The organism is Serratia surfactantfaciens (assembly GCF_001642805.2).
Lineage (GTDB): Bacteria > Pseudomonadota > Gammaproteobacteria > Enterobacterales > Enterobacteriaceae > Serratia > Serratia surfactantfaciens.
The window spans coordinates 2,656,694-2,674,506 of sequence record NZ_CP016948.1 but is presented as its reverse complement, the minus strand read 5'-3'; the positions used below and the strand labels follow the sequence as shown (position 1 = coordinate 2,674,506).

Annotated in this window: 15 protein-coding genes; 7 read left to right on the top strand and 8 right to left on the bottom strand. The window is 56.4% G+C overall.

Annotation, left to right across the window (positions count from 1 at the left end; translation table 11 throughout):
* Positions 1-102 precede the first annotated feature (102 nt).
* Together ATE40_RS12595 and dhbA are read left to right on the top strand one after the other, a co-directional pair.
* Positions 103-1,293, top strand: coding sequence for an isochorismate synthase (locus tag ATE40_RS12595; protein ID WP_063917888.1), 1,191 nt, complete (start codon positions 103-105; stop codon positions 1,291-1,293).
* Positions 1,294-1,394: 101 nt separating this feature from the next.
* Positions 1,395-2,153, top strand: a complete 759-nt coding sequence (gene dhbA / locus ATE40_RS12590; RefSeq protein ID WP_019452472.1) for a 2,3-dihydro-2,3-dihydroxybenzoate dehydrogenase — start codon at positions 1,395-1,397, stop codon at positions 2,151-2,153.
* 1 nt (position 2,154) lies between these two features.
* Here the strand turns inward: dhbA and rarD are convergent, their stop codons facing one another.
* Positions 2,155-3,033, bottom strand: coding sequence for an EamA family transporter RarD (gene rarD / locus ATE40_RS12585; RefSeq protein WP_063917889.1), 879 nt, complete (start codon positions 3,031-3,033; stop codon positions 2,155-2,157).
* Between the two features lie 139 nt (positions 3,034-3,172).
* Here rarD and alkB point away from each other — a divergent pair, with 139 nt between their 5' ends.
* A complete protein-coding gene (gene alkB / locus ATE40_RS12580; RefSeq protein ID WP_019452474.1) occupies positions 3,173-3,820 on the top strand; it encodes a DNA oxidative demethylase AlkB in 648 nt (215 codons plus the stop codon).
* Here the strand turns inward: alkB and ATE40_RS12575 are convergent.
* Positions 3,803-4,738: a LysR family transcriptional regulator gene (locus ATE40_RS12575; protein WP_019452475.1), complete on the bottom strand. Its 936-nt coding sequence runs from the start codon at positions 4,736-4,738 to the stop codon at positions 3,803-3,805. The two genes, alkB and ATE40_RS12575, sit on opposite strands and share 18 nt — an antisense overlap.
* Positions 4,739-4,823: 85 nt before the next feature.
* On the opposite strand from ATE40_RS12575, the gene ATE40_RS12570 reads away from it, so the two are divergent.
* Positions 4,824-5,453, top strand: coding sequence for an alanyl-tRNA editing protein (locus tag ATE40_RS12570; protein WP_063917890.1), 630 nt, complete (start codon positions 4,824-4,826; stop codon positions 5,451-5,453).
* Positions 5,454-5,464: 11 nt separating this feature from the next.
* Here ATE40_RS12570 and ATE40_RS12565 read toward each other — a convergent pair whose 3' ends face one another.
* The 5 genes from ATE40_RS12565 to ATE40_RS12545 all read right to left on the bottom strand — a co-directional run bounded on the left by ATE40_RS12565 (position 5,465) and on the right by ATE40_RS12545 (position 12,099).
* Entirely contained in the window at positions 5,465-5,707 is a 243-nt protein-coding gene (locus ATE40_RS12565; protein ID WP_063917891.1) for a hypothetical protein, read from the bottom strand.
* A gap of 223 nt (positions 5,708-5,930) precedes the next feature.
* A complete protein-coding gene (locus ATE40_RS12560; protein ID WP_063917892.1) occupies positions 5,931-7,571 on the bottom strand; it encodes a Na+/H+ antiporter in 1,641 nt (546 codons plus the stop codon).
* 189 nt (positions 7,572-7,760) lie between these two features.
* Positions 7,761-10,106 (bottom strand): membrane-bound PQQ-dependent dehydrogenase, glucose/quinate/shikimate family, encoded by a 2,346-nt coding sequence (locus ATE40_RS12555; RefSeq protein ID WP_063917893.1) that lies wholly within the window; start codon positions 10,104-10,106, stop codon positions 7,761-7,763.
* 447 nt (positions 10,107-10,553) lie between these two features.
* A complete protein-coding gene (locus ATE40_RS24710) occupies positions 10,554-10,727 on the bottom strand; it encodes a hypothetical protein (protein ID WP_154746484.1) in 174 nt (57 codons plus the stop codon).
* Positions 10,728-11,214: 487 nt separating this feature from the next.
* Positions 11,215-12,099 carry a helix-turn-helix domain-containing protein gene (locus ATE40_RS12545; protein WP_063917895.1) on the bottom strand — a complete coding sequence of 295 codons (885 nt, stop codon included), beginning with the start codon at positions 12,097-12,099 and terminating at the stop codon, positions 11,215-11,217.
* 744 nt (positions 12,100-12,843) lie between these two features.
* On the opposite strand from ATE40_RS12545, the gene ATE40_RS12540 reads away from it, so the two are divergent.
* The 3 genes from ATE40_RS12540 (at position 12,844) to ATE40_RS12530 (ending at position 16,670) form a co-directional block, all read left to right on the top strand.
* Positions 12,844-13,569: a helix-turn-helix domain-containing protein gene (locus ATE40_RS12540; RefSeq protein ID WP_063917896.1), complete on the top strand. Its 726-nt coding sequence runs from the start codon at positions 12,844-12,846 to the stop codon at positions 13,567-13,569.
* 991 nt (positions 13,570-14,560) lie between these two features.
* Complete coding sequence (locus ATE40_RS12535) at positions 14,561-15,469, top strand: hypothetical protein (protein ID WP_063917897.1); 909 nt, start codon at positions 14,561-14,563, stop codon at positions 15,467-15,469.
* On the top strand, positions 15,447-16,670 hold the full coding sequence (locus ATE40_RS12530; RefSeq protein ID WP_063917898.1) for an O-antigen ligase family protein: 1,224 nt from the start codon (positions 15,447-15,449) through the stop codon (positions 16,668-16,670). Before ATE40_RS12535 ends, ATE40_RS12530 begins: the two co-directional genes overlap by 23 nt.
* Here ATE40_RS12530 and ATE40_RS12525 read toward each other — a convergent pair.
* Positions 16,609-17,709, bottom strand: coding sequence for a glycosyltransferase family 9 protein (locus ATE40_RS12525; RefSeq protein ID WP_063917899.1), 1,101 nt, complete (start codon positions 17,707-17,709; stop codon positions 16,609-16,611). The two genes, ATE40_RS12530 and ATE40_RS12525, sit on opposite strands and share 62 nt — an antisense overlap.
* Between the last annotated feature and the right edge of the window lie 104 nt (positions 17,710-17,813).

The following is a 17,813-nucleotide window of genomic DNA, read 5'->3' as shown; positions in this document are numbered from 1 at the left end:
CCCACGGTGGGGATCCGGTGTAATTTACCATCCTTTTTATGGCTAATGATAATTATTCGCATAAACATTATCATTGGTGAGGCGCAACAAAGGAGTGGTCTTGTGGCGACACTGACGACAGATAACCAAACCTTCCCCGGGTTTGTGTACGCCGAGCAATCGACCTTTTTGTACCGGTCCGAATTCCGTTCACTTTCCGCCGACGGCGTGTTCGAGCGCATTGAGGCGCCGGCGTTCGGCGGCGAACAGGAAGGCGGCGCGCTGACTCAGCACATCCGCCAGGCGCTGGCGCGCGCCAAAGCCGCCGGCCAGGCGGCGCCGGTGGTGGTGGGCGCCATTCCGTTCGATACGCGCCGGCCTTCCAGCCTGTACGTGCCTGAAAACTGCCAGTTTGTCGCCAACGACAGCTTTACCCGCGCCGCGCGCCCGATGCTGCAACAGCCGCATCGTCTTGCCGCCTGCACCAGCATTCCGGACGAGCCGCGCTTCAAGCATGCGGTGGCGGAAGCGGTCAGCCGCTTTAAACAAGGCAAGCTGGACAAGGCGGTGCTGTCGCGCATCCTCGACATCGAGCTGGAACAGCCGGTGGCGGGCCACCAGATCTTCAATAACCTGATGGTGCAGAACCCGACCGGTTACCACTTTTCCCTGCCGTTGGCCGATGGCGGCGTGCTGATCGGCGCCAGCCCGGAACTGCTGATCCGCAAGCAGGGCGGCGAGATCCACACCAATCCGCTGGCGGGCTCGGCGCGCCGTCAGGACGATGCGCAGCAGGATCGCCTCGGTAGCGAGCGCCTGATGCGCTCGACCAAAGACAAATACGAACACAAGCTGGTGATAGAGGATATTCGCCGGCATCTGGCGCCGCTGTGCGCCAGCCTGAGCGTGCCCAGCGGCCCGTCGCTGCTCAGCACCGGCACCATGTGGCACCTGTCCACCCGCATTCGCGGCGAGTTGCTGAACCCGACGCTCAACGTGATGCAGCTGGCTTGCCTGCTGCATCCGACACCGGCGCTGTGCGGCTTCCCGACCGAGAGCGCCCGCCAGCTGATCGCCGATTTGGAGCCGCACGATCGTGGCCTGTTCAGCGGCATCGTCGGCTGGTGCGACGCCAACGGCGACGGCGAGTGGGCGATCGTCATCCGCAGCGGTCTGCTGCACGGTAACCGGGTGCGGCTGTTCGCCGGCGCGGGCATCGTCGCCGCTTCGACGCCGCAGTCCGAGTGGATGGAAACTGCCGCCAAACTGGGCACCATGCTCAACGCTTTCGGCCTGAACAGCGGCGCGCTGTAGGGCCTCTTTGCGGCGCAGTGTGCGCCGCGCCATACGCTTTCGCAGGAGACAACGATGAACAACAACATGACCCGGCTGTGCGCCCGGATGGCGGTGTGCGCATGAGCATTCAGATGGATTTCACCGGCAAACGGGTGTGGGTGACCGGCGCGGCGCGCGGCATCGGTGAGCAGATCGCCCGGCACTTTTTGGCTCAGGGTGCTGAGGTGGTGGGATTTGATCGCGAATTCGCCAACCCGGATCTGCCTTACCCTTGCGTGACGCTGGACATCAGCCGGCCGGAACAGGTGGAGGCGGTGTGCCGCCAACAGCTGGGGGAGAACCCGCGACTGGACGTGTTGGTCAACGCCGCCGGCATTTTGCGCATGGGCAATACCGAAGATCTGAGCGTGGATGACTGGCATCAGTGCATCAACGTCAACGCCTCGGGGGCGTTTTACCTGTTCCGCGCGCTGCTGCCGCACTTCAAGGTGCAGCGCAGCGGGGCGATCGTCAGCGTCGGCTCCAACGCCGCGCACGTGCCGCGCGCGCAGATGGCGGCCTACTGCGCCTCCAAGGCGGCGCTGACCAGCCTGAACCACTGCGTGGGGCTGGAGATGGCGCCGTTCGGCGTGCGCTGCAATCTGGTGTCGCCGGGCTCGACCGACACGCCGATGCAGCGCGGCATGTGGCAGACCGACGATGCGCAGCAGCGCACCATTGCCGGCTTCCCCGAGATGTTCAAACTGGGGATCCCGCTGGGTAAAATCGCCCGCCCGGACGAGATCGCCAACGCGGTGTTGTTCCTGGCCTCCGACTTGGCCAGCCACATCACCATGCAGGATATCGTGATCGACGGCGGCGCCACGCTGGCCGCCTGAGTCAGACCCGCTGGCGGCGCAGCAGGTGCTGCGCGCCTTCCGCCGCCAGCAGCAGCACCGCCAGCCAGATCGCCAGATAGGTCGGCCATTCGCTTTGGCTGATGCTCTCGCCGAGCAGCAGCGCGACGATCACCAGCAGCACAGGTTCCACATAGCTCAGCAGGCCGAACAGACTGAACGGCAGCAGGCGGCTGGCGAGGATGTAACACACCAGCGCCACGGCGCTGATGACGCCGAGCAACGGAATGCGCCAATACAGCTCGGCATTGGCCTGCAGCGCCGCCGCGCCGTGGTCGCCGAAAGCGAACCAGGCCGCCGCCGGCAGCATCAGCGCCAGCTCGCACCACAGTCCGCCGAGGTTGTCGGTGGCGAAGCGGCGCCGCAAAATAAAGTAGAGCGGATAGCCCAGCGCCACCACCAGCGTCGGCCATGAGACGCCGCCCGCCTGATACAGCTCATTGCCTACCCCCACCATAGCGCACGCCACCGCCAGTTTTTGCAGCAGCGACAGCCGATCGCGATAGATCAGGCGCCCCGCCAGCACCATGGTCAGCGGCAGCAGAAAATAGCCGAGCGACACGTCTAGCGCCTTGCCGTGCAGCGGCGCCCACAGGAACAGCCACAGCTGCACCCCCAGCAGCGCCGAGGTGAGCAGCAGGCCCAGCAGCCGCAGCGGCCGTTGGCCGATCCAGCCCAGCGTGTCGGCCACCTTGCGCCAATCGCCGGACAACGCCATGAACAGCGTCAGGAACGGCAGCGTCAGCAGCGTGCGCCAGCCGTAAACCTGTTCGCCGTTCAGCGGGGTGAGGGTAGAGGTGAAGTAATACATCGCGCCGAACAAGATGGAGGCGACGACCGAAAGAGTGATGCCCTTAATCACACGCATTCCTGGTGAGTGATTGATTTTATGGCGGCTACTGTAGAGAAATTTGCCGCCAACGACAATGGCGTTGCCGGGCGCTGGACAATCGACAGCAGCGGGTTACAATTAATACTGTGTATTCATACAGGCTTTGACGATGACAATCGATCTTTTTGAAGACGCACTGCCGCCGCCGTGGCGGGAAGAGATCGCTCCCGGCGCGGTGGTGATGCACGGCTTCGTGCGCGATCACGGGCCGGAACTGCTGGCGGCGGTGCAGGGCGTGGTGGCTCAGGTGCCATGGCGGCATTTGACCACCCCCGGCGGGCATGTGATGTCGGTGGCGATGAGCTGGTGCGGCAACGGCTGGACCAGCGACAGCCGCGGCTATCGCTATTCGGAACGCGACGCACGCAGCGGCAAACGCTGGCCGGCCATTCCCCCAATCTTGATGGCGTTGGCGGATGAGGCCGCACAGCAGGCGGGCTTTGGCCCCTTCGTGCCGGACTCTTGCCTGATGAACCGTTACGATCCGGGCAGCAAGCTGTCGCTGCATCAGGATAAGGACGAACACGACTTCGGTGCGCCGATCGTCTCGGTTTCGCTCGGGCTGCCGGCGGTATTTCAGTTCGGCGGCCTGCAGCGCAGCGACCGGGCGCGGCGCATCCCGTTGGCGCACGGCGACGTGGTGGTATGGGGCGGCCCGGCGCGGCTCTGCTTCCACGGCATCCTGCCGGTCAAAGAAGGCTACCACTCGCTGGTGGGGCCGCACCGCATCAACATTACGCTACGCAAGGCGCTGTAGCTGCGGTTCCTGCGCCAGGCAGGCGACGAGATAGTCGATGAATACCCGCAGTTTGGGCGGCAAATGCTGGTTGGGCACGTAGAGCAACCACAGGCCGCCGTGATAGCTGCTGAGAAAATCCCATTCCGGCAACACTTGCACGATCTCGCCGTCTTCGAGCGCCTGGCGGGCGGTAAAGTACGGCAGGCTGCCGATGCCGATATGCTGTTTCACTGCGTCCAGCCGCACGCCGGTGTGGTTGGCGGCGTAGCGGCCGCGCACGTTGACCGTCACCGTTTTGCCGCTGCGGCGGAATTTCCATTGCGCATCGCTCGGCGTCTCTCCCAGATAGATGCAGCTGTGCGCCGCCAGATCGTGCGGGTGCTGCGGCGTGCCGTACTGCGCCAGATAATCCGGTGTGGCGCATATCAGATGGTCTATTCTCATCAACTGGCGGCCGATCAAACCGGGCGACGGGCGATCGGTAATGCGCAGCGCCAGATCGACCCGATCGTCGATCAGATCCATATAGCGATCTTCCAGCCGCAGCCTGACGTCTACCTTCGGGTAGCGCCGCAGAAACGCCGGCATGTGCGGATGTAGCACGAAACGACCCACCGCCTTGGGGACGCTGATGCTGACCAACCCTTCGGGCTCCGCGGCGCCGCGCCCGCCGATCGCCATCGCCGCCTCGGCCGCCGCCAGCATGGCGCGGCAGTGTTGAAACACCTCTTCGCCGCTTTCGCTAAGCCGCAGCTTGCGGGTGGTGCGGTGCAACAGCTGCAGCGCCAGCGCCTGCTCGAGTTTCGCCACGCTGCGGCTGACGGCGGAAGGCGAAGCACCCAGCTTACGGGCGGCGGCGGAAAAGCTGCCGCTCTCCACCACCTGGACGAAAACGGCCATTTCGGCCAACAGGGCGTAAGAAAGATTTGTGCTCATGACGCAAAGGTCCATTGTGATGACGACGGATTATCCTCTGATTATGACATGAATATAATGGCTCCCTGAATCGAGGAGAAAAATGATGACCGAACGACGTTATTACTACAGCGACGAGTTACAGGGCCAGGCACAGGTGTTGAGCTGCGCGCCGGCCGAGGCGGGCGCTTACGCCGTAGAGCTCGACGCCACGCTATTTCACCCGCAGGGCGGCGGCCAGCCCTCCGACGTGGGAACGTTGGACAACGTCGCCGTCGTGCGGGTGCAGCAGCAGGGGGATAAGGTGGTGCACTTTACCGCCGCGCCGCTGCCGATCGGGCCGGTTACGATGCGCATCGATGAAGCGCAACGCCGGCTGCATGCCCGCTGGCACTCCGGCGGACATCTGATCGGCTGGCTGGGCGAAGGCCGGGGGTGGCGGCCAGTCAAGGCGCATCATTGGCCGGGGGAAGGCCGCATCACGTTTACTCCGGGGGCAGACGCGCAGACGATCGAGGCGGATGTTTTACAAGCGGAGCTGGCGCATCTGATCGCCGCCGATCTGCCGCGTCGCCAACAGGCGGTGGACGGCATGCGCCAGGTGGGTTTCGGCGAGCTGCCCGCTTACGGCTGCGGTGGCACCCATGTCGCCACGCTGGCCGAGATAGGGGCGGTGATCGTCACCGGCGTCAAAATGAAGAAAGGGCAGCTGATCGTGCAGTATGAGCTGGGTTGAATAAGGGGGCTTCAGCGCCCGGCCTGCCGCAGCTGGGTGCAGAACGCGCATTGGCATCCCGCCACCGGCACTGCCGCGCAGCTGCCGATGTTCACCGTCTGGGCGTCCATGGCGTGAAAGCCGTAAAACAGATTTTCGATGTTTTGCTCCGCCGCGCGCGCCTGCTCGGGACGCGGCTCGGGCACCTTCGACTGAAACGCCGCGGCCTTGCCGGCCAACAGGCTGAGAAACAGCAGCGACAGCTGGATTTTCATCGTCGTCTTCCCTTCGTTAATTTCTGATACATTATAACAGAATAAATGCCCTGCCAAGCGGCACCCGGAAACAAGGTAACGAAGAGAGGACAGGGCGCCGTCGCCTGCGCCGGGAGAGGAAAACGGCGTCATATCGCCGGCTTTTTTGTTGCACGACGGCGGTTTTTCGGCGGCAATCGTACCCCGCAGGGTCGTGATTGCCGCCAGACCGAGGCTCATCGGTTCAGACACTGTCTTCAGAGATCAGCACTTCGGTAATATCAATTCGATGCAGCAGCTTTCTCAGCTTTTCATGGCTGATTTTTTTCATGCGGCGCAATCGATACAGTTCTTCCCTTTCTGCGTGCAAAGAAGCCAGGTACAGCTGCCTTTCGAGCCGTTTCAGCGCCACGATGTTTTTAATATCGTCCTTGGTCAGGATTTTTCGCTGCAGCACGTCCAACATCCGGCGCGTCGTTTCTTCAATCAACTCTGGCGTTGCGTCGTCCGGTGGAGTATCGATCAGCTTTTCCTTCGTTTCATTAACCGCTTTGATGGCGGCACTCGCCAGCGCCTCTGAGACTGAAAACGCTTCTTCCTGATCCTCTTCAGGCGGCGGGTTGCCGCGTAATAGCAAAGGCAGGGTGAGTATGCCGACGACGATCGACAGCAAGATGACGCCAGAAGCGATAAACACCAGCTGATAGCGCCCCGGGAATGGCGAACCGTCGAGCAAGAACAACGGGATCGATAACACGCCCGCCAACGTGACGGCCCCACGAACCCCGGCGAAGGACGCCACGAACAGATCGCGCGTGCTGAATTTCGAAAATAACAGCGGATCTTTGCGCATCAGCTTCGCGCTGCCGAATTTCATCAACCACAGCCAGATCAAACGTACCGCGATCAAACTGAAATAGATGATGGCCACGTAACCCAGCAGTTTCTCCAGACTGACGGAATGATCCATATCGGTTTGCGCCAGGGTGAAGTTCAGGATGCCCGGCAGCTGCAGCCCGAGCAAAATAAACACCATGCCGTTAAAGATAAACTCGAGCATTTCCCATATGTTATTGGTGCGCAAACGCACCAGCGGCATATTGTGATTCACTTTGGATTGGCCAATCATCATGCCGGCGCTGACGGCAGCCAGAATGCCGGAGACGCCGATCTTTTCCGCTATCAGGTAACAAGAAAAGGGGAGCAGCAAAGAGAAGACAATCTGCGTGGCCGAGTCGTTGTACATCCATCTGTGGATGAATTTAACCATTTGATTATATAAAACGACGATAACAATGCCGCAGAGCACCCCGCCAATAGAGACCTGCAGAAAGGTCAGAAAGGCGCTTTCCCAGGTGAAGGCCAATGCGCCGAGCGCAACGGCGATGGAAAAGTTAAGGGAAACCAAACCGGAAGCGTCGTTCATGAGCGCCTCGCCTTCGATCACGCGCATGACCGGCTTGGGCATGCGCCCTTTGCCGACGATGCCGGAAAGCGCGACGGCATCGGTAGGCGACAGGACGGCGGCCAGGGCAAACGCGGCCGCGAGAGGGATAGACGGAAGCAGCAAGTGAATCAGATAGCCCACCCCCACCACCGTGATGATCACCAGCACCAAAGCCAGGCTCAGTATTTCTCTGCCGTAATGAATAAACTCTTGCGCCGGCGTTTTCCATCCGTCGGCAAACAGCAGAGGAGGGATAAACAGCATCAAGAAAAGTTCGGGGTTGAAGTCGATGTGCAGGCCAAATTGCGGCCAGGCCAAAACGGCGCCGACGATGATTTGCACCAGCGGCAAGGGGATTTGGAATGGAAATATTCTCGTCACGATGCCGGACAACGAGACGGTGAGTAATAAGATTAATATGGTGAAGAATGTTTCCATCGTGAACCTTTGGTTGGTTAATTTTTCTCGCCGTTTTCAGGCGCTGCCTGCTTGATGTCTGCCGCCCCGGCAGGCTCGTCCTTCTGCAGGCGGATAAGCTATGTATGGCTCCAGGGCGGCCATACATAGCGGCCGTCAGAGTATCGTGTAGTGTCTCCCCGGCAGATTCGATCGGCCGGGGTAACGAGGTCAGGATTCAGGAAGCGCAAACGCCATGACGTAATCGCCGGTTTCTTGCGAGTGCGCCGCGCCGCCGACCACAATCACGATGTATTGCCGGCCGGTTTTCGGCGAAACATAGCTCATCGGCGTGGCGCTCGCGCCGACCGGCAGCGCGTACTTCCAGACCTCCTTACCGGTGCTGCTGTTGTAGGCCCGCAGATAGTAGTCCTGGAAGCCGGCGAAGAAGACCAGGCCGCCGGCTGTCGTCATGGTGCCCGCATAGGTGGGCATGCCGACGGGCATTGGCAGGTGTGACCTGATGCCCAACGGCCCCATTTTTTCGGCGGTGCCGGCAGGGATCTGCCAGGCAATCTTCTTGTTTTTGTAATCGACGGCGGTGATGGTGCCGTAAGGGGGCTGGTTACAAGGCACCTCGAGCGGCGACATCCACATCAGCGTGATCATGCCGTATGGCGTGCCGATCATGGGCGATGGCCCATGGCCGTCGATCACTTTTTGCGGATACTGTTTCGCGACGCGCTCATAGTTATCGCGCGTCACTAACCAGAACACATTCGGGATCCGCACATCGTTCATGTAAGCCATGTGGTTCACCGGATCAATCGACATGCTGCCCCAGTTGAGACCGCCTATATTGCCGGGCTGCTCGAGCGTGGGCCGCGTGCTGATTGGGGTCATGGCCCCCTGATAATTCATCCGTTTGAACAAGATGCGGCATGCCATTTGATCAAACAGGGTGGTGCCCCACATTTTCTCTTCGGTAAGGTGTTCCGCGCCGATGGTCGGCATGCCGACAGAAAACGGCTGGGTTGGTGAGAGTTTTTCTTCCGGAGCGGCGCCCCGGGTCGGTACGGCTTGCTCTTCAACCCGTGCCAGCGGCTGGCCTGTCTCACGGTTCAGGTAGAAAATCTGCCCGCGTTTAGTGCCCAACAGGAGGGCGGGCACCGGATTATGCCGATCGTCGAAGCCGTCCACCAGGGCGGGCTGGGAGGCGAGATCGTAATCCCAGATATCGTGGTGGGTCGTTTGGAATTTCCAGCGCTCGCGGCCCGTTTCAATATCGATGGCGACAATGGATGAGTTGTAGTCGTCCGAGTTTTTAGGGCGGTTCATGCCGTAATAGTCGGGTGTCGCGTTGCCGAGCGGTGCGTACAACAAACCCAATTTGTCATCATAGGCGGCGGTGGTCCACATATTCGGGGTGCCGCGGGTATAGGTGCTTCCGGGCGGCGGCGTTTTGGCGATCGCCGGATTGCCTAAGTCCCACGCCCAGTCCAACTCGCCGGTTTTGGCGTCAAACGCTCTGATGACGCCGGAAGGCTCCCCTTTCATCACATTATCGATGACCCAACCGCCGACGATAATTTTCCCCCGGGCGATAGTTGGCGCTGACGTCTGGAAGTAAAATCCAGGTTCGATTTTCCCCATATGCTGGCCGAGGTTAACCTCGCCGTTTTGACCGAATGAGGGGCATTTCTGGCCCGTTTTGGCATCCAGCGCAATGATGCGGGCGTCGATTGTGGTATGAATGATCGTTTTTTCGCACACAGAGCCTGGCGCCGCATCCTCATTCTGGTAGTAACCCAGCCCGCGACAGCGCTGCCAGACCGGGGATGTTGAATGCGAGTCAAACTTCCAACGCGCTTTGCCCGTATCGGCATCTATGGCGGTAATCAGCCCGTTGGGCGTGCAGTTATAGACCAAATCATCAATGGCCAGCGGGGTGTTCTGATCGACGCCCGGCCTGAAATCGCCGGTCCGGTAAACCCAGGCGAGCTTGAGATCTTTGACTGTGGAACGGTTAACTTGATTAAACGGCGCATAGCGCGTTCCTTCCGTCGTGCGGCCATAGGCGCTCCAATCCGCAGGGGCATTATCGCTTTTGCTCTCGATAAAGGTTGCGTTATCAGCAGGCGTTATCGCTCCATGGGGAAAAAAGGCGCCGCTAAAGAAAGCAACGAATGCAACGGACAAAACCGTACCGGCAATGTAAGCCTGTTTTTTCCCCTTAGCGCTGTACAGATGCGAGGGAAGTAAAAACGCGGCGATGATAGAAAGGCCCGCGGGAACCAGCAGACGAGGGAACAGTGCCCAGTAGTTGAGCCCGGATTCCCAAAGCGCCCACAGCGTCGTGATGAAGAACAGCGCAATGGTTAAGTGATAACCCTGTTTGTTGCGTTTAAACACCAGTATCGCGGCTGCGGCATAACCTATCCCTGCGATGGCATAGTAAAACGAGCCGCCGAGGGCAATGAGCCAAACGCCGCCCACGGTTAACGCAACGCCCGAAAAAACCAGCAAGCAAAAGAACGTGATTATTAAAGCTCTCTTTACAACCGATGTTCTAATCATATGTTTTCCTTTGACCTGTCAATCCCATTGGGATCATCATTCCATCGCTCTCAATACGCGAAAACGCCGGCATGAAAGGCACTTTCATCGCCTTGAGACGGTTCACTAACGCTTTATGGCTGCTAAGGTCTTGTTTCGCTTTCCATTTCATGGCGCAGAATGGCGGCCTGGAACCGCCGCCCGAGCGAGATAAAGGTTTTATTGAGCAATGAGGGCGCGTACGTGATTAACGTATGGCTTATCGCATCATTTAATACCGGGTTGAAAACCGTTGCTGAACGGCGCGGCTTTCAGTATTACGGCGAATTTAATACTCTGTTAGACGATATGTGCGCCTGATGAAAGGGCCTCTTTGGGCTAATTATTTAGAGTGATGCGTAATACAGTGCTATTTTAAATAACAGGCTTTTACCGATTTTCACAACCCGATAAATTCAGTGTAAAGCTTCATTCTTTATCAAGCCGGTGTCGATAAAAACGGCGAAAAAAATGATTCAACGCCATTCTCTCGCCATCGACATAGACAATATAACCTTTCCCGCGGTCGCCGATAGTCACTTTTTCCACATTAACATCGGGGTAGTGTTTTTTTAAATTTTTGGACCATGCGTGAGTGCTCATAATTCTATTTTCCTGACGGGGTTTACTCTTGTTTAAGGCATGTTAATAGCACCGGTGAATACAGGCATCGTGGAAATAAAATATCTTCCCTGTTTAGGGATGTCTACAAGAGGGGGGAGCGGGGTAAAGCGAACGTCAGGCGGTATGACGCGATCGGGGTTTTTCAATAAACCAAATTAAAACAATAAGTTATAACTCAGCCCGCACGAAAGGTAAATTAACATAACTCATTGATATATAAGGTATTGGTATGTTAGTCACATTGCAGTGATTTATCCGCAGATAAACGTTCAACCATTACCATGGCCACAAGATAGAGACCGGACTCGCTTTGCGAAATGATGTTGATGGACTTTCCAATTGGATAAGTCTTAAAATTTGCTCTATTTTAACGTGCGCGCGTGATGCCGCTCGCAAGCTCAATATGATTTTTACTGATTGATATAGATTGCATTAGTAAAGCCTGAGGTCGACATTGACGTGCCGGCTATTCTGGCATTTTCGTTCCATTTATTTCTCTTTTCCTGGCAGGGAATAAAATAGGGATATAGGTCTTCATCGCTATTTCGCCATTGCCTATTGGGCTAAGGATTTCGATGAGGAAGCGATCGACCATGCCCACTTTATTTATCGGGAATGATTTGGTGTAAATGCTTTGCGTGAACTGTTGCGCTTCATCGCTCGCGCCTTTAAAAGTGAATTCGGCAAACAGTTGCATATCCTTTTTTCCCTGAACCTCGGCCAGCGAGGCAAGAACGCTACTGATATCAGCGCCTTCAGGAACATAGGTCGTCTTCAAATAGATGCTAACGTGGTTCTCTTTGTTGGCGCTTGCGCCGAAGTTAAAAAAATTAATCATGCCGCCGTCTGTTGCTTGCATTTTATCGATTGCCGCCAATCGCAGCGCCGAAACCGCGGGGTGGAAGTGATAGATCTCAGCATCGATACAATCCCCTGATTCATCGAAAAATTTTGGCAGGTGGACATAGCGATGTTCGGGTATGCCATCGAGAAACAGCAAGGGGATGGCGGAGGAAACGTCCCAGGATTTACTCTTGCGGTACTGCATCGGCGACGTTCTGAACTGCTTGCGAAACGCTCGGCCAAATGATTGATATGACTGAAATTTCAACTCATTAACGATATGGGAAATGGAGAGGTTTGTCGCTTTCAGCATAAATGCGGCGCGAATGAGTTTTCTACCCCTCACATAGTTGCCGAAAGTCATTCCCGTTTCATCTTTAAAGGCTTTCTGGATATGCCCACGTGAATATCCGCTTTTTTCTGAAAGCATCTCAACAGTGAGCTTCTCATTGAACCCACTTTCCTCGACCCAGGCGAGCAGCTCCTCAATGACTTTGGTTATAAACATACGGGAGCTTCCTTTTAGTTATCTGCCTAATGGTTGCGTCAGGTAAAATAACGCTTTATCGGTAATCAGCGACAGCGGCCTGATTCATTCGCTGTTTTAGGCAATATCCTGAGTATAGAGCGCACGCAATATTAACGCGGCAAATTGAGGAAAATGTACTCAAAAGTGTCATTTGGCAACTAACTGGGTAGGACGAGAGGCGGCAAGAAGGCGTGACTTAGACAGCGTAATTTTGTAATCGATTGATTTTTATTTGTTTTTTTGTCGTGCTATCCGATCGGGACAGGATAGGGCACGGGGAGCGGAAGCGCACTTTTTATTCATTGATAGATAAAAACTCTATATGTCTGCCAATTTATTGACAGTAACATCTTTTAGAATCGAAATAATTAACTATGCTATGTTTAAGGGTGAGTGGTTAAGGGGGAAATAGGCCTAAGGCTGCGCTGCAAAATAATGTCTAATCCAAATTGGGTATCACGGGGGTAATTCCATAACGTGTTTCTGTCTTGATGCCATTATTGGCGTTATTAGATGCGACTTGCCTGAGAACTTCAACTTGCGCGAAAGGCGAATGGCCATCCTATGGTCATGGACAGGTTGTTCGCGCCGTCTGACGCATGGATATATTTGAACAAGTATGGGGATGTCATTTTTCAATAGGAAGCAAACTTAACGGTTTTCTGATGCTAAAAAAAGAGAAATGCATTCAATAATAAATATAGCAAGATGACAGGCTTTACTATGGATTGTTCTAACGAGTTCAGGCGCAATATTTTAGACGAAATAATCTGCATCATTGAAAAGGCGATAGATACTCAGAGCCATGTTTCAATTAGAGCGTTATCCGTCAAGTCAGGATATTCCATTGGGCATTTGCAGCGGATGTTCTATTTGTATCAAGGGATGAAGATAGGAACTTACATCAGAAAACGCAGGCTGAGCCGCTCGACGTTGCTGTTGAAACGTACGGATATGAAGATCTATGAAATTGCCTTACTGTCTGGATTTAGTTCTCAACAATCATTTAGCCGCGCCTTTTCAAATCAATTCGGTTGTCCGCCGCGAACATTTAGAACCATGAGCCACTGGCCTTTTATCAATTATCAACCGATTATTGCTTTCGACAAAGAGCCCTTTCCCAGCAGTATCGTGCACTTGAATTTGCACGAGTATTACGAGAAAAAAAGGCAGGTGCAACTGTTGTCTCCGGTCATGATCCGGGGACAGATGAAGATAAGCTACAAGGACCCAATAACCTGTGATCTGTACAACTCATCGGCAAGGTACCTTGCAATCCGGCGTAATGAGCACAAGATGAGTGAAAGCGAGTTCATCCTGTCGGCCTATGAAGGTGTTCTGGCTTCATTGGATATCTCCATTACCGAGAGCGTCATGTTTAAAATCCACGATCATTGCCCGGGTGAAAAGGATGACATCAGCATGTGGTATTTCATACCGATTAAATGATCCGGGCTTGTTGCTCGGGCCGAAGCGCGCTGTCTGATTTTTGCATTGATATCATTGACAATTTTTTTCAGGCCTCCCAATGCCCTATTGGGATGGCATGCGCGTAGCCTGGTGCTCAGGCTGCGGTGGGGAGAGCGAAAAAAAACCGACCGCGAGGGTCGGTAAGCATGGGGTATTCAATAGGTATGACAAACTACGGGTGAAATAGTAGCGCGCGTTGCCATTTTCTCTTTACCGAAAAGTGTTCTCTGTTATCAATAAATAGGTAAAACGTGCTAATCCGGCTCCGCTGTCGATAGTGTTGAGGTCTGGCAAGGTGATGTTGGAATAAAAAAAGCCGGCGATAACGCCGGCGAATGAAACATCGATAATCTCTCTGGGATGCATGACCTACACACGGAAAATAAGGGCATGCACTGCGTATCTAACCTTATCGCTTCGGCATTTTCTTACCAAAAAACGGTATTTATGGTGGCGGATCAGTCGGGGGAAATAAAAAAGCCGATCTTTACGATCGGCGAATGCGAAATAACAGGGTAACGTTGGTTGAAAGTGCACATAAAATGATAGCGAGTTAATCCTAGCACTGTCGGTGGCTGCCTATTTTACCTAAAAATGTGTTTATCGCGCCTCCTGGTCTGGCGCTCTTGTTCAGATAAGTTATTAATCGATATGCTATCCGTCCTCTGTGAATCTGCCGAAACAGCCGCAGGATAATGGCGTAAACTGCCGCCTAAGCGACAGGATAACGGTGAGCTTGGGTTTTATTTTATATTTACGCACTGAAACATTTATTCATCTAGTTAACATCTGGACATATCCCTTGGCGATGCGTTGACGAATAATTCAAATTACAAAAATTGCCTCATTAAACGAATATTTAGATACTCGCTGTACGGCCTGGCCAGCGCTGACACGTTATTAAATTCTGAGCATACAGAAAGATGCCCCTGTAGGTATCGTCACGCACTCTGGATAGGACATCGCCACCATGGGCTCTTTTTTTAAGCAGGTCTATCGCTATTCCCACGCGCGCCCTTATCGGCATAACGAAAATCTTTGGCCCTATGTGAAGATCGCGCGCGGCGAAGGAGGGGAAATCACCGCCTTGTGGTATAAGCACCGGTCGGTGCCGATCGTCCCGTTGAGCGAACTGCGCAACAGCTGCCGGGGAGAGGCGCTGTTGACGGCCACCGGCCCGTCGGTGAAGCAGCTGCGCTTCGAAAATATTCCCGCCATGCCCGCCATCGGGGTCAACGGCGCCTATTTTCTGCATCGGCAAGTGGATTTTCGCTTCTACGTCATTGTGGACATGGGCTTTATCGATAGCCGTCCGGAGATCGTTTTCGACGTCATTCAACGGCGGGAGCTGACGTTATTCACCACCGTGCACGGCGTAGCCCGCATTCTCGATCGATTTGGCCAGGCGGCGATCGGTTGCCGTTTGGCGATTGTCGAAGATGCGTCCTGCAAGATTTACCATCCCCGGATCGACAACGGTGCGCTGTGGAATCACTACTGCCGGGAAAGCGGCGTGGTTTTTGCCGCCGCGTGCCGCACGCTCGGCTTCAGTCAGGATATTCGCTGCGGCGTTTTCGATGCCGGCACCGTGGCCTACTGGGCGCTGCAAATCATCGCCTATCTCGGTTTCAAGCAGCTGTTTATCGCCGGGCTGGACATGAACAACTTCCACCAGCCGCGTTTTTACGAGACCGAGCAAGATCGGTTGCCGACATTCCTGGCAGACAAGGTAGAGTCGCTGGTGATCCCCGCTTTCCGGCACGCCGGCGCGATCATGAAAAAGCAGCAGATCGCGATAAAAAACCTTTCCCTGCACAGCGCTATCGACAGCGATATCTTCGAGAAGGTGGACGGCAATGTTTACTTTCAGCAAGCCTGAGCAATTTTATCGCCTCGGCAGCGCGTTGTTTTTAGCCTTTGCGTTTTTCAGCGCGATATTTTGCGGCCAAACCCGCGTCAACAATCTGTTTCACCTGGCGGCGCTGCTGTGGCTGGCCGCGGTGTTTACCTGGCCGCCGCTGCGGCGGCAGTTGCTGAGCAACCGCAGGGCACTGTGGGGCGGCGGATTGACGCTGATGTTTCTGCTTTATTATTCCCTCAGCGCCCTGTGGAGCGAGACGCCGGGCGACTTACCGTCGGCCCTGACCCACAGCGCCTATATCCTGCTGTATCTCGCCTGGCTGGTGACACTGCTTGACGGTGAGCGACGCCATCAGTTGCAGTGGGTGATGTTGGCCGGCATTGCGGCGCTGTGCCTGTATTTGACGCTGGTCGACGCCCCGTCGATTTATCATCTGCGAGAAACCACCCCCCGCAATCCGGGGCCGAGCAACGTGATCGATCTGGCCGGTTACGCCGCCATAGCCATTTTGCTGAGCCTGATGATTTTCCGCGACACCGGGCAGAAGGCGGCGCTGTGCTTTATCCCGCCGCTGCTGGCGTTCATGGTGCTGACGCAAAGCCGCGGTCCGTTGATGGCGCTGGTGTTTGCGCTGGTGGCGACGATGCCTTATCGACAGCGGCTGGGAAAGTGGCTGTGGATCCTGCTGCCCGGCGTGCTGGGGGTGGTTTTCGCCGTCGTTTACAGCGCGATCGGCGAGATGCTGCTCACCCGCTTTGGCGAGCTGTACCAACAGAGCTTTGTGCGCATCAGCATTTGGCGCCATAGCCTGAGGCTGATCGAACAGGCGCCGTTCTTCGGCTACGGCTTTGATAAGCAGCTTAACTTTCTCAATTATACCGGCGAGCTGAACCATACCACGCACAGCCTGTACCTCGGCGCCTTGCTGAAGGGCGGCGGCGTGGGTTTTCTGCTGCTGTTTGCGTTGCTGGCATACGGTGCGCGGCTTGCCTTTGCGCACTGGCGTGCAGGACGGCGTTGGGAGGCGGCCATGTTTCTGTTTATGCTGGTATTCTACAGTTCGCAGGGGATGTTTGTGATCGCCAATCCGGCGGAGTTTTGGTACCTGTTCTGGCTGCCGTTGGCGATGCTGTTGTCGCAGCCAAAGCGGTCGCCGATCAGACGGGTGCGGGCGGCAGCGCCGCCAGCGTCTTCTCCAGCACCCGTTCCGCCTCGATGATACTGAGCGGTTGGCGGCGCTGGGCGGCATCCAGCGCGGCGCTGTCAACCGGCACATACATCACCTGGTGCCGCTCAGGGTCCTGATAGGGGCCGGTATGCTGCGGATTGGCGGTGACGAACAGGCTGACGGTGGCGGTTTTCAACGCCACGGCGAGGTGCAGCGGGCCGGTATCGCCGGTCACCAGCACCTGCAGATTGGCGATCACCGCCAGCAGTTGCGGCAGCGTGGTCGTGCCGATATGGCTTACCACCCGCTGTTGCTGTTCCTCGCTCAGGCCCGCCATAAATTCCCGCTCGATGTGGCGCTCCGCAGCGCTGCCAATCAGCTCGATCTGATAGTCGGCGGAGTGCGCCAGCAGCCGTTGCGCCAGCTGAACAAAACGTTCGACCGGCCAGCGGCGCAGCGTTTCGGAGGCGCCCATCTGAAAGCCGATCAGGATCTTGCCTGCCGGTTTTGCGCGCGGCAGGAAAGCGACGGGAATGAACATCTCCGGGTTATCGGTGCGGCAGCCCAGTTGCCCCACCATATCCAGCTTGCGTTGGATCAGATGGCCGCCGGTGCTGCGGCTGACGCCGGTCAACCAGCGTTCCATCCCGCTCGGCTTATTGCCGTAAAGGTCTTTAAACAGGTAGCGGCAGCCGGCGGCGATGGCGACCAGCACGTCGTAAGGCGCCTTCGAGTGCAGGATGATCGCCAGCTGCGGCCGGTTTCTTCGCAGCCGGCGGATCACGCTCAGCATGTATTTGGCCTTGTGATCCCAGTAAATCACGTCATGAAACCAGGGGCTACCCTCGACCAGTTGCCGGTTTTTATGGCTGGAGACTAAGGTAATTTGCGCGCCGGGATAGCGTTCATGCAGCGCTCGGATGGCGGGCGTATTGAACATCAGATCGCCGAGGGCGCTGGTGGAGAAAATCACGATGCGCTCAAACGGGTGCTGCGGATCGAAGCTCGCTGCTGGCCGGAAATTGCCCGCGATGCGGGTATAAAGACGTAAACCGGCGTTGGCCGCCGCTATTTTCCACTGTTTCGACATTGCAGTTCGCTTCCGTTTGAGAAAGGCGGCCACCTTCTGGCGCCGCGTCGTATCATACAAGCGCGGCAACGGCGGGCCAATGGCCCGCAACAGATTGCGACAGA

Bases quoted from the DNA above. Each gene is read 5' to 3' on its own strand.
- ATE40_RS12555 (WP_063917893.1), bottom strand. From the start codon at position 10,106: ATGATTAGAACATCGGTTGTAAAGAGAGCTTTAATAATCACGTTCTTT.
- ATE40_RS12540 (WP_063917896.1), top strand. From the start codon at position 12,844: ATGGATTGTTCTAACGAGTTCAGGCGCAATATTTTAGACGAAATAATC.
- dhbA (WP_019452472.1), top strand. From the start codon at position 1,395: ATGAGCATTCAGATGGATTTCACCGGCAAACGGGTGTGGGTGACCGGC.
- ATE40_RS12560 (WP_063917892.1), bottom strand. From the start codon at position 7,571: ATGGAAACATTCTTCACCATATTAATCTTATTACTCACCGTCTCGTTG.
- ATE40_RS12530 (WP_063917898.1), top strand. From the start codon at position 15,447: ATGTTTACTTTCAGCAAGCCTGAGCAATTTTATCGCCTCGGCAGCGCG.
- ATE40_RS12565 (WP_063917891.1), bottom strand. From the start codon at position 5,707: ATGAAAATCCAGCTGTCGCTGCTGTTTCTCAGCCTGTTGGCCGGCAAG.
- ATE40_RS12575 (WP_019452475.1), bottom strand. From the start codon at position 4,738: ATGAGCACAAATCTTTCTTACGCCCTGTTGGCCGAAATGGCCGTTTTC.
- ATE40_RS12525 (WP_063917899.1), bottom strand. From the start codon at position 17,709: ATGTCGAAACAGTGGAAAATAGCGGCGGCCAACGCCGGTTTACGTCTT.
- ATE40_RS24710 (WP_154746484.1), bottom strand. From the start codon at position 10,727: ATGAGCACTCACGCATGGTCCAAAAATTTAAAAAAACACTACCCCGAT.
- ATE40_RS12535 (WP_063917897.1), top strand. From the start codon at position 14,561: ATGGGCTCTTTTTTTAAGCAGGTCTATCGCTATTCCCACGCGCGCCCT.
- alkB (WP_019452474.1), top strand. From the start codon at position 3,173: ATGACAATCGATCTTTTTGAAGACGCACTGCCGCCGCCGTGGCGGGAA.
- ATE40_RS12545 (WP_063917895.1), bottom strand. From the start codon at position 12,099: ATGTTTATAACCAAAGTCATTGAGGAGCTGCTCGCCTGGGTCGAGGAA.
- ATE40_RS12570 (WP_063917890.1), top strand. From the start codon at position 4,824: ATGACCGAACGACGTTATTACTACAGCGACGAGTTACAGGGCCAGGCA.